An 11781-nucleotide genomic window follows, 5' to 3' on the forward strand; every position below is an offset into this window, starting at 1 on the left:
CTTATCGAACGGCTGGGGAAGTATTAATACCGAAGCCAAATTGATGGCCACTCACTATGATCAATCCAATATCGATAACTATAATACGACCAATAACGCTCATCTCCAGGAATCCGTCGACCGCGTGCTACCGCAGTTTAAAATCGACGGAAAAATGGTCTTTGAGCGCGAAATGGACTGGTCTCAGGGGTACACCCAGACACTGGAACCTCGCGTTCAGTACCTGTATGTGCCTTTCAAAGATCAGAGCAATATCGGTGTTTACGACTCCACGCTGCTGCAATCCGACTATAGCGGCCTGTTCCGCGACCGCACCTACAGCGGCCTGGACCGTATCGCTTCAGCCAACCAGGTCACGGCCGGTTTAACCACGCGCGTTTATGATGACCATGCTGTGGAACGTTTTAACGTTTCTGTGGGTCAAATCTACTACTTCACCCCATCACGCACAGGTGATGAGGGGAATGCGTTTACTGAGAGCGACAAAACAGGCTCCATCGTGTGGGCTGGCGATACCTACTGGCGCATGGCCGACCAGTGGGGCCTGCGCGGCGGCATCCAGTATGATACGCGTCTTGATAACGTGGCCACCGCCAGCGGCACCGTTGAGTATCGCCGGGATCAGGACAGGTTAGTGCAGTTGAATTATCGTTATGCCAGCCCGGAGTATATTCAGGCGACGCTGCCGTCGTATGCCACGTCGCAGCAGTATAACCAGGGTATTTCCCAGGTCGGTATGACCGCCAGCTGGCCGATTGTCGACCGCTGGTCCGTGGTGGGTGCGTATTACTTCGATACCAACACCCGCAAATCGGCAGACCAGATGCTGGGTATTCAGTATAGCTCCTGTTGCTACGCTATCCGCGTCGGCTATGAGCGTAAGCTCAACGGCTGGGATACCAACAGCAACGAAAGCCAATACGACAACTCAATCGGCTTCAGTGTTGAATTGCGCGGTCTGAGCTCTAACTATGGTCTGGGCACCCAGCAGATGCTGCGTTCGAACATTTTGCCGTATCAAAGCTCTCTGTAATGTCACGGTTATGAAACGTACCCCGCGCTTGCGGTTAATTGAAATGGAAAGAGTATGAAGAACTGGAAAACGCTGCTTCTCGGTATCGCCATGGTTGCGAATACCAGTTTCGCCGCCCCTCAGGTTGTCGATAAAGTAGCAGCCGTCGTAAACAATGGCGTCGTACTGGAAAGCGACGTTGATGGTTTAATGCAATCGGTAAAACTGAACTCCGGCCAGGCAGGCCAGCAGTTGCCGGACGATAACACGCTGCGTCATCAGATCCTTGAACGACTGATCATGGATCAAATCATCCTGCAGATGGGGCAGAAAATGGGGGTTAAGGTCTCTGACGAGCAGCTCGATCAGGCCATCGGCAACATCGCCAAGCAGAACAACATGACCCCGGATCAGATGCGCAGCCGTCTGGCCTACGATGGTCTTAACTACAACACCTACCGTGCTCAGATCCGCAAAGAGATGATCATCTCCGAGGTGCGTAACAACGAAGTGCGTCGTCGCATTACCGTGCTGCCGCAGGAAGTGGATGCGCTGGCAAAACAGATGGGCAACCAGAACGATGCCAGCACCGAGCTGAACCTGAGCCACATCCTGATTCCGCTGCCGGAAAACCCGACCTCCGATCAGGTTAACGAAGCGGAAACCCAGGCGCGCGCCGTGGTTGAGCAGGCTCGCGGCGGCGCCGATTTCGGTAAGCTGGCGATTACCTATTCCGCCGATCAGCAGGCCTTAAAAGGCGGTCAGATGGGCTGGGGACGTATTCAGGAGCTGCCGTCCATCTTCGCCCAGGCGCTGAGTACGGCGAAGAAAGGCGACATCATTGGCCCAATCCGTTCCGGCGTAGGCTTCCACGTTATCAAAGTGAACGACCTGCGTGGCCAGAGCCAGACGATTTCCGTGACCGAAGTCCACTCGCGCCACATCCTGCTGAAGCCATCGCCGATCATGTCTGACGATCAGGCTCGCGCGAAACTAGAGCAGGTTGCTGCGGATATTAAGAGCGGCAAAACCACCTTTGAGAAAGCAGCGAAAGAGCTGTCTCAGGATCCAGGCTCGGCTAACCAGGGCGGCGACCTTGGCTGGGCAAGCCCGGATATCTACGATCCTTCGTTCCGTGATGCGGTGATGAAGCTGAGTAAAGGTCAGGTCAGCGCGCCGGTTCACTCTTCCTTCGGCTGGCACCTGATTCAACTGCTGGATACCCGCAAGGTTGACCGCACTGACGCTGCGCAGAAAGACAGGGCTTACCGCATGCTGATGAACCGTAAGTTCTCAGAAGAAGCGGCCACCTGGATGCAAGAACAGCGCGCCAGCGCCTATGTCAAAATTCTGAGCAACTAATGACCTCATCGCATCGAGTCGTTATCACTCCCGGCGAACCCGCCGGGATTGGCCCCGACCTGGTAGTCCAGCTCGCCCAGCGCGACTGGCCGGTCGAACTGGTGGTGTGCGCCGATAGCGAATTATTGACAAGCCGGGCAGCCATGCTCGGTTTGCCGTTGACGCTGCTGCCCTACAACACGACCCAGCCTCCTCTTGCCCAGCGCGCGGGCACCCTGACGCTGCTTCCCGTTGCGCTTTCTGCCCCCGTGACGCCCGGCGTACTGAACGTGCAAAACGGCCCTTATGTTGTGGAAACGCTGGCGCGAGCATGCGACGGCTGTACCCATGGGGAATTTGCCGCGCTGATCACCGGCCCCGTGCAAAAAAGCATTATCAACGATGCGGGCATCGCCTTTACCGGACACACCGAGTTCTTTGAAGATCGCTCCGGGGCCAGTAAGGTGGTGATGATGCTGGCGACAGAGGAGCTGCGCGTGGCGCTGGCGACCACCCACCTGCCGCTTAAAGCCATCAGCGACGCCATTACCCCGGAACTGCTCCGGGAGGTCATTACCATTCTTGATGACGACTTACGTCATAAATTTGGTATTGCCCATCCGCACGTGCTGGTTTGCGGGCTGAACCCGCATGCGGGAGAAGGCGGGCATATGGGTACGGAAGAGATAGACACGATTATTCCGGTACTGAACGAGATGCGGGCGAAAGGGATGAACCTCAGCGGTCCGCTTCCGGCCGACACCCTGTTCCAGCCCAAGTATCTCGATAATGCGGATGCGGTGCTGGCAATGTACCACGATCAGGGTCTACCCGTGCTAAAATACCAGGGTTTCGGCCGCGGCGTGAACATCACCCTCGGTTTACCCTTTATTCGTACCTCCGTTGACCACGGCACCGCGCTTGAGCTGGCGGGCCAGGGAAAAGCGGACGTCGGCAGTTTTATTACGGCGCTTAATCTCGCCATCAAAATGATTGTTAACTCTCAATGAATAATCGAGTCCATCAGGGCCACTTAGCCCGTAAACGCTTCGGGCAAAACTTTCTCAACGATCAGTTTGTGATCGACAGCATCGTCTCTGCGATTAATCCGCAAAAAGGCCAGGCCATGGTCGAAATCGGCCCAGGGCTTGCCGCGCTGACCGAACCCGTTGGCGAACGCCTGGATAAACTGACCGTTATCGAACTGGACCGCGATCTCGCCGCACGCCTGCAGACGCACCCGTTTTTGGGCCCAAAGCTGACAATTTATCAGCAGGACGCCATGACCATGAACTTCGGCGAACTGTCGGAAACACTCGGTCAGCCGCTGCGCGTCTTCGGCAACCTGCCGTATAACATCTCCACGCCGCTGATGTTCCACCTGTTTAGCTATACTGATGCCATTGCCGATATGCATTTTATGCTGCAAAAAGAGGTGGTGAATCGCCTGGTTGCAGGACCGAACAGTAAAGCGTATGGTCGATTAAGCGTCATGGCGCAATATTACTGCCAGATTATTCCGGTGCTCGAAGTACCGCCGTCGGCGTTCACGCCGCCGCCTAAAGTGGACTCTGCCGTCGTGCGTCTGGTGCCGCACAGTACGCTGCCGCATCCGGTGAAAGATATTCGCGTACTGAGCCGTATCACCACCGAAGCGTTTAACCAACGCCGGAAGACTATCCGCAATAGTCTTGGCAACCTGTTTACCGTTGACGTATTGACCGGGCTCGGCATCGACCCCGCCATGCGCGCGGAAAACATCTCTGTCGCTCAGTACTGCCAGATGGCAAACTGGCTGACGGACAATGCGCCCTCAAAGGAGAGCTAAAGCATGTTAGATTCGCCCCGTGTTTGCGTACAGGTGCAAAGCGTCTACATTGAGTCACAATCCTCACCCGATGAGGAACGTTACGTCTTCGCCTACACCGTCACTATCCGCAACCTGGGGCGAACGCCGGTTCAACTGCTGGGACGCTACTGGCTTATCACCAACGGCCACGGTCGGGAAACCGAAGTTCAGGGAGAAGGCGTGGTCGGCGTACAGCCGCATATCGATCCCGGCAACGAGTACCAGTACACCAGTGGCGCCGTGCTGGAAACACCGCTCGGCACCATGCAGGGCCACTATGAAATGATCGACGCCGAAGGCAACACCTTCGCCATTGATATCCCCGTTTTCCGTCTGGCAGTGCCAGCAATAATTCATTAATTCGATGAGTACATATCTTATTGGCGATGTTCATGGTTGCTACGATGAACTGATCGCGCTGTTACAGCAGGTGGCGTTTACCCCTGGGAAGGACATGCTCTGGCTGACTGGCGATCTCGTCGCACGCGGCCCGGCATCGCTGGATGTGCTTCGCTACGTCAAATCGCTGGGCGATAGCGTACGGATTGTGCTCGGCAACCACGACCTCCATTTACTGGCGGTTTTTGCCGGGATCAGTCGCAATAAGCCAAAAGACCGGCTGACGCCGCTGCTTGAGGCGCCGGATGCCGACGAGCTGCTGAACTGGCTGCGCCGCCAGCCCATGATGCAGATAGACGAAGAGAAAAAGCTCATCATGACCCATGCCGGGATCACCCCGCAGTGGGATCTCAACACCGCCAAACTGTGCGCACGCGACGTTGAAGCCGTGCTCAGCAGCGACTCCTACCCTTTCTTCCTCGATGCGATGTACGGCGACTTGCCTAACCACTGGTCGACGGAGCTGTCCGGTCTGGCGCGGCTGCGGTTTATCACCAACGCCTTTACCCGCATGCGCTTCTGCTTCCCTAACGGGCAACTGGACATGTACACCAAAGAGTCGCCGGAAGAGGCGCCTGCGCCGCTAAAACCGTGGTTTGCGATCCCGGGCCCGGTTACGCAGGAGTACAGCATCGCGTTCGGTCATTGGGCGTCGCTTGAAGGCAAAGGCACGCCGGAAGGGATCTATGCTCTCGATACCGGCTGCTGCTGGGGCGGGGATCTTACCTGCCTGCGCTGGGAGGATAAAGCGTATTTCGTACAGCCGTCTAACCGTCGCCTCAATAGCGATGAAAGCGAAGCGGTCGCCTCGTAAACACATCTCTCCCGCCTACCCCTCTCGCGCAACGAAAGGGGTAGGCCACGGGAAAAATTAACGACGTTCCAGAATCTCGAAGCAGTAGCTGTGCGAGTTCTGCGCATCCGCGTCGTGGAATTCGCTGAACACCGACTCCCACTCGTCCGGATCGTAGTCCGGAAAATGCGTATCCCCTTCCACTTCGGCATCGATATGGGTCAGATAGAGCTTATGCGCTTTCGGCAGGAACTGCTCATACACGCGACCGCCGCCGATAACCATAATCTCTTCCGCGCCGCCACAAGCGGCAATCGCCTCATCAACAGACTGAACCCACTCGACGCGATCGTCTGTACCAGGCTTACTGCTGATAACGATGTTTTTACGCCCCGGCAGCGGGCGGCCAATGGATTCCCAGGTCAGACGCCCCATCACCACCGGCTTATTAACGGTATTGCGTTTGAACCAGGCGAGATCGGCAGGCAGGTTCCAGGGCATGGCGTTTTCCATGCCGATAACGCGATCCACCGCTAACGCCGCAATCAGACTGATCATTGAAAAATTCCCGGATGCAAAAAATTGCCGCCACTATACGGAAAGCATAATCTTTCGTCGACTGGCGGCAGAGTAAAGAAAGCGAAAATTTTTCGATTTGCGGCTAACCCCTCGTTATGCCAGTGGTTTACTTTCCGGTTCATCCGCCGGATTTCCGGTATGTTTTCCTTCTTCGGTTCCCTGCCAGCCGTGGCGCTGGATCAGCGACAGATTATTGCGATCCTCATTGATGATATCGGTCAGCATGGCGCTGGTACGTTTAAACGCCGCCGCGAAGGAGGCATCGTCCTCTTCCGCGATATCTACCATCTCTTCGACCATTCGCAGGTTAAAGCGGCGGAACAGGTCTGCGCGCTCGCGCGCTTCGTATGCTCCGAGCCCCAAAGCCTCAAGCGCCATCCGCCCGGACTTCAGCGCGCCTTCGAAGGTTTCACGCTCCGGCGCGTCGATCCCCGCCTGGCGTAGCTGAATGTAATGATCGACATCCCGCGCCCTGGCGATAATCCGCAGGTTCGGGAAATGCGTTTTCACAAGCGCCGTCAACTCCAGGTTCGCTTTCGGATCGTCAATGGCGTTGATCAGCACCTCGGCGTTCGCCGCGCCAGCCGACTCCAGCAGATCGACCCGCGTCGCATCGCCGTAAAACACCTTCATGTCAAACTTCCGCAGCGTCTCGACATGGTCAGGATCGTGATCGAGGATCACCATTTTCACGCCGCTGGAGAGCAACAGTCGCCCGGTTATCTGACCGAAACGGCCGAAACCGGCGATGATCACCCGCGGCTGCTCTTCATCAATTTCGTCGGCTTCCCGCTCCTGCTCGCTGCCGGTTTTCTCCAAACGGGACAGCACCACCAGCAGTAGCGGCGTCACCGCCATCGACAGCGCCACCGTCAGGGTTAATGCTTTCGCCCACGCCGGATCGAGCACGTTCGCCATCTGCGCCGCGCCAAAGACCACGAAGGCAAACTCACTGCCCTGCCCCAGCAGTACGGCGAACCCGCGGCGCTGAGCCTTAGGCACGCCAAGCGGCCGGGCAATCAGCCACAGCATCAGGGTTTTTATCACCAGAAAACCGAACAGCAGCACGACAATTCGCAGCGGATGCGTGATCAGGGTGCCAAAGTCCACCGACATGCCGACGCCGATGAAGAATAGCCCCAGCAGCAGCCCTTTGAACGGTTCGATATCGCTTTCCAGCGCGTGGCGATACTCAGAGCTCGCCAGCAGCACGCCAGCCAGAAACGCCCCCATCGCCATCGACAGACCGACCTCTTCCAGCAACAGTCCGAAACCGAAAACCAGAAACAGCGCCACGGCGCTGAACACCTCCCGCAGTCCGGAGCGCGCCACAAAACGCAACACCGGTCGGGTCACGTAGCGCCCGAGCAATACCACCAGCACCAGCGCGCCCACCACCTTCAGCGCGGACAGCAGGAAGACGCCGAACGTCGTAGTGGCGCCGCTTGCCGCCAGCAGCGGGATCATCGCCACCAGCGGGATTGCCGCGATATCCTGGAACAACAGCACGGCAAACGCGCTGCGCCCCATCCGGGAAACCGTCAGGTTGCGCTCATTCATCGCCTGCATGGCGATCGCCGTTGAGGAGAGCGCCAGCGTCAGACCAATCAGCTCCGCCACCTTCCAGTCGAGACCCAGCAGCATGCAGAAACCGCCAATCAGCACGCCGCAGACCACCATTTGCAGCGCCCCGCCGCCAAAGACGGAAACGCGCAGTTTCCACAACCGTTGCGGGTCGAGCTCAAGCCCAATCACGAACAGCATCAGCACCACGCCGATTTCAGCAAAGTGCAGAATAGACTCGGCGTCAGTGACCAACCTCAGCCCCCAGGGGCCGATAATGCAGCCCGCGATCAGATAGCCGAGCACTGAACCTAACCCCAGACGTACCGCGATGGGTACGATCAGCGCAGCGGAGCCGAGATAGATCAGCGCCTGAATCAGCGTATGGCTATCCATGATGCGCCTCCTGCCAGTCAAGCAGACGTTGTTTATAGTGCCGGGCCTGCGCCTGCAGCGCTTCGTCATCGCAAATGAAAGTGCAGTGCATCGAAAAAGGCGGTAGCCATTTCAGGCCACAGTAGAGCGCGGTGGCCTGTAAGGGCTGCGCCAGCACGTCAAACCCCGGCCAACTGCCGATGGCGAAATGGTCTTCACCGCCGCCGGTGGTGACCGCCCACATCAGGCTTTTGCCGTGTAACGCGTTTCCGTTATGACCGTAGGCCCAGCCGTGAGACAGCACTTTGTCTATCCACAGTTTGAGCAACGGCGGTACGCTGTACCATTGCATGGGATGCTGCCAGATAATCAGCTCAGCGCGAGAAAGCGCCTCCTGCTCGGCGGTAATATCGATATTAAAATCGGGATAGAGGTGATAAAGGGAACGGATTTCCACCCCGTCCATGTCCCTGACTTGCTCAAGCATCCCTTTATTCGCATGTGAATGCTGCGGATAGGGATGGGCATAAATAATTAAAATCATGGATTAGCCTGTATTTTACTACTTTCTTTTAACAAAAGAGTGTAGTCAGTAATCCTGCCGGCTAATAGTCAATATTCTTGATCGGTTAAGCGTGAAATTATGAATAAAAGAGAAGAAAAAACGCAGGCCCGGGAATCGGGCCTGCGGGAGGAGGATTACTTCGTAATTTGCGCGTGCATTTCCTGCACCGAAATCACCTTCTCGGTGGCGTCCGCGTTGAGCGCCATGGCGGTTGCGAAACCGCCGTTCAGGGTGGTGTCGTAGTGCACTTTGTACTGCAGCGCGCTGCGGCGAATCAGCTTGGAGTCTTCAATCGCCTGGCGGCCTGCGGTGGTGTTGATGATGTAGGTATATTCGCCATTCTTGATACGGTCCTGAATGTGCGGACGACCTTCATGCACCTTGTTCACCAGACGCGGGTTAATACCGGCTTCACCCAGTACAATCGCCGTACCGTGGGTCGCATCCAGTTCGAAGCCCTGCTTCAGCAGCTTCGCCGCCAGATCCACCACGCGCTCTTTGTCGCCTTCACGAACCGAGAGCAGCGCACGGCCGGATTTCTTCATCGTCGAGCTGCTGCCGAGCTGCGCCTTGGCGAACGCTTCAGCGAAGGTGCGGCCCACGCCCATCACTTCCCCGGTAGAACGCATTTCCGGCCCGAGCAACGGGTCAACGCCCGGGAACTTGTTGAACGGCAGCACCACTTCTTTGACCGAGTAGTACGGCGGGATGATTTCTTTGGTGACGCCCTGCTGTGCCAGCGTTTGACCCGCCATCACGCGCGCCGCCACTTTTGCAAGCGGTACGCCGGTGGCTTTGGAGACGAACGGAACGGTACGCGCCGCACGCGGGTTCACTTCAATCAGGTAGACTTCGTTGTCCTTCACCGCAAACTGGACGTTCATCAGACCGCGAACCTGCAGTTCGAAGGCCAGCTTCTGCACCTGCTGGCGCATCACATCCTGAATTTCCTGGCTCAGGGTGTACGCAGGCAGCGAACATGCGGAGTCGCCGGAGTGCACGCCCGCCTGCTCGATATGCTCCATGATGCCGCCAATCAGCACCATTTCGCCGTCGCAGATAGCGTCTACGTCCACTTCTACCGCATCGTCCAGGAAGCGGTCGAGCAGGACCGGCGCATCGTTAGAGACGCTGACCGCCGTCTGGAAGTAGCGACGCAGATCCGCTTCGTCGTAGACGATTTCCATTGCGCGGCCGCCCAGTACGTAGGACGGACGCACCACCAGCGGGTAGCCAATCTCTTTGGCCTTCTCAACCGCCTGTTCAATCGCGGTCACGGTGGCGTTCGCCGGCTGTTTCAGCTTCAGACGGTCAACCGCCTGCTGGAAACGCTCACGGTCTTCTGCACGGTCAATTGCATCCGGGCTGGTGCCGATTACCGGTACACCAGCAGCTTCCAGCGCACGCGCCAGCTTCAGCGGAGTCTGGCCGCCGTACTGCACGATAACGCCTTTCGGCTTCTCAATACGCACGATTTCCAGCACGTCTTCCAGCGTCACCGGCTCGAAATAGAGACGGTCAGAGGTGTCATAGTCAGTCGATACGGTTTCCGGGTTACAGTTGACCATGATGGTTTCGTAACCGTCTTCGCGCAGCGCCAGGGAAGCGTGTACGCAGCAGTAGTCGAACTCGATACCCTGGCCGATACGGTTTGGACCGCCGCCCAGTACCATAATTTTATCGCGGTCGACGGATGGGTTCGCTTCGCACTCGTCTTCATAGGTGGAGTACATGTACGCGGTGTCGGTCGCGAATTCTGCCGCACAGGTATCCACGCGTTTGTAGACCGGGTGCAGATTATACTGGTCACGCAGCTTGCGGATTTCCGCTTCGCGCACGCCCGCCAGTTTTGCCAGGCGCGCATCGGCGAAGCCTTTACGCTTCAGCACGCGCAGGAAGTCAGCGTCCAGGCCATTAATGCCCTGCTCTGCGACCTGCTCTTCCAGACGCACCAGCTCTTCAATCTGCACCAGGAACCAGCGGTCGATATTGGTCAGGTTGAACACGCCATCGACGGACAGGCCAGCACGGAAGGCATCAGCGATGTACCAGATACGCTCTGCGCCTGCGTCTTTCAGCTCGCGGCGAATTTTGGTCAGTGCTTCCGGGTCGTCCAGGCTCACTTTCGGGTCAAAGCCGGTCGCGCCCACTTCCAGGCCACGCAGCGCTTTCTGCAGGGATTCCTGCTGGGTGCGGCCAATCGCCATCACTTCGCCGACAGATTTCATCTGGGTGGTCAGACGGTCGTTCGCTCCGGCGAATTTTTCGAAGTTAAAGCGAGGAATTTTGGTGACCACGTAGTCGATGGACGGTTCGAACGATGCCGGGGTACGGCCGCCGGTGATGTCGTTCATCAGCTCGTCGAGGGTGTAGCCCACCGCCAGTTTCGCTGCCACTTTGGCAATCGGGAAACCGGTGGCTTTAGAGGCCAGCGCGGAAGAACGGGACACGCGCGGGTTCATTTCGATAACGATCAGACGGCCGGTTTTCGGGTTTACCGAGAACTGCACGTTGGAACCGCCGGTCTCTACGCCGATTTCACGCAGTACCGCCATCGAGGCGTTACGCATGATTTGATATTCTTTGTCGGTCAGGGTCTGCGCTGGCGCTACGGTGATAGAGTCACCGGTATGGATGCCCATGGCGTCAACGTTTTCGATGGAGCAGACGATGATGCAGTTGTCGTTTTTATCACGCACCACTTCCATCTCGTACTCTTTCCAGCCGATCAGCGATTCATCAATCAGCAGTTCGTTGGTCGGGGAGAGATCCAGACCGCGGGCGCAGATTTCTTCGAACTCTTCACGGTTGTAGGCGATACCGCCGCCGGTGCCGCCCATGGTGAAGGACGGACGGATGATGCACGGATAGCCGACGTCAGCGGCAACCGCCAGCGCCTCTTCCATGTTGTGTGCGATACCGGAACGCGCGGTGTCGAGGCCGATTTTCTTCATCGCCACGTCGAAACGGCGACGGTCTTCCGCTTTATCAATCGCGTCGGCGGTAGCGCCAATCATGGTCACGCCGAACTCGGCCAGCACGCCCTGACGCTCCAGCTCCAGCGCACAGTTCAGCGCCGTCTGGCCGCCCATGGTCGGCAGTACCGCATCCGGACGCTCTTTTTCGATGATTTTGCGCACCACTTCCCAGTGAATCGGCTCGATATAGGTCGCATCGGCCATTTCCGGGTCGGTCATGATGGTTGCCGGGTTGGAGTTCACCAGAATGACGCGGTAACCCTCTTCGCGCAGAGCTTTACACGCCTGGGCGCCGGAGTAGTCAAATTCACAGGCCTGGCCGATAAC

Annotated in this window: 10 protein-coding genes; 6 read left to right on the forward strand and 4 right to left on the reverse strand. The window is 57.4% G+C overall.

All coding sequences use genetic code 11. From position 1 onward, the window contains the following. From lptD to apaH, 6 genes are all read left to right on the forward strand, one after another. Positions 1–1033, forward strand: a 1033-nt coding sequence (lptD, locus tag JO226_RS11275; RefSeq protein ID WP_293580943.1) for an LPS assembly protein LptD, incomplete at its 5' end; no start/stop codon positions are given. Between the two features lie 54 nt (positions 1034–1087). After that, positions 1088–2374 carry a peptidylprolyl isomerase SurA gene (gene surA, locus JO226_RS11280; protein WP_293580945.1) on the forward strand — a complete coding sequence of 429 codons (1287 nt, stop codon included), beginning with the start codon at positions 1088–1090 and terminating at the stop codon, positions 2372–2374. After that, positions 2374–3363 carry a 4-hydroxythreonine-4-phosphate dehydrogenase PdxA gene (pdxA, locus tag JO226_RS11285; protein WP_293580947.1) on the forward strand — a complete coding sequence of 330 codons (990 nt, stop codon included), beginning with the start codon at positions 2374–2376 and terminating at the stop codon, positions 3361–3363. Before surA ends, pdxA begins: the two co-directional genes overlap by 1 nt. Continuing rightward, positions 3360–4181: a 16S rRNA (adenine(1518)-N(6)/adenine(1519)-N(6))-dimethyltransferase RsmA gene (rsmA, locus tag JO226_RS11290; RefSeq protein ID WP_293580949.1), complete on the forward strand. Its 822-nt coding sequence runs from the start codon at positions 3360–3362 to the stop codon at positions 4179–4181. Before pdxA ends, rsmA begins: the two co-directional genes overlap by 4 nt. Positions 4182–4184: 3 nt before the next feature. After that, complete coding sequence (gene apaG / locus JO226_RS11295) at positions 4185–4562, forward strand: Co2+/Mg2+ efflux protein ApaG (RefSeq protein ID WP_293580951.1); 378 nt, start codon at positions 4185–4187, stop codon at positions 4560–4562. Positions 4563–4566: 4 nt separating this feature from the next. Further along, a complete protein-coding gene (gene apaH, locus JO226_RS11300; RefSeq protein WP_293580953.1) occupies positions 4567–5415 on the forward strand; it encodes a bis(5'-nucleosyl)-tetraphosphatase (symmetrical) ApaH in 849 nt (282 codons plus the stop codon). A gap of 57 nt (positions 5416–5472) precedes the next feature. Here apaH and folA read toward each other — a convergent pair whose 3' ends face one another. The 4 genes from folA to carB all read right to left on the reverse strand — a co-directional run. After that, positions 5473–5952 (reverse strand): type 3 dihydrofolate reductase, encoded by a 480-nt coding sequence (folA, locus tag JO226_RS11305; protein ID WP_293580955.1) that lies wholly within the window; start codon positions 5950–5952, stop codon positions 5473–5475. A 114-nt stretch (positions 5953–6066) separates the two neighbouring features. Beyond that, positions 6067–7932, reverse strand: a complete 1866-nt coding sequence (gene kefC, locus JO226_RS11310; RefSeq protein WP_293580956.1) for a glutathione-regulated potassium-efflux system protein KefC — start codon at positions 7930–7932, stop codon at positions 6067–6069. Then, a complete protein-coding gene (kefF, locus tag JO226_RS11315; protein ID WP_293580958.1) occupies positions 7925–8455 on the reverse strand; it encodes a glutathione-regulated potassium-efflux system oxidoreductase KefF in 531 nt (176 codons plus the stop codon). Before kefF ends, kefC begins: the two co-directional genes overlap by 8 nt. Positions 8456–8610: 155 nt before the next feature. Continuing rightward, positions 8611–11781, reverse strand: a 3171-nt coding sequence (carB, locus tag JO226_RS11320; protein ID WP_293580960.1) for a carbamoyl-phosphate synthase large subunit, incomplete at its 5' end; no start/stop codon positions are given.

The organism is Pluralibacter sp. (assembly GCF_019237635.1).
In the GTDB taxonomy this organism is placed as follows: Bacteria; Pseudomonadota; Gammaproteobacteria; order Enterobacterales; family Enterobacteriaceae; genus Enterobacter_B.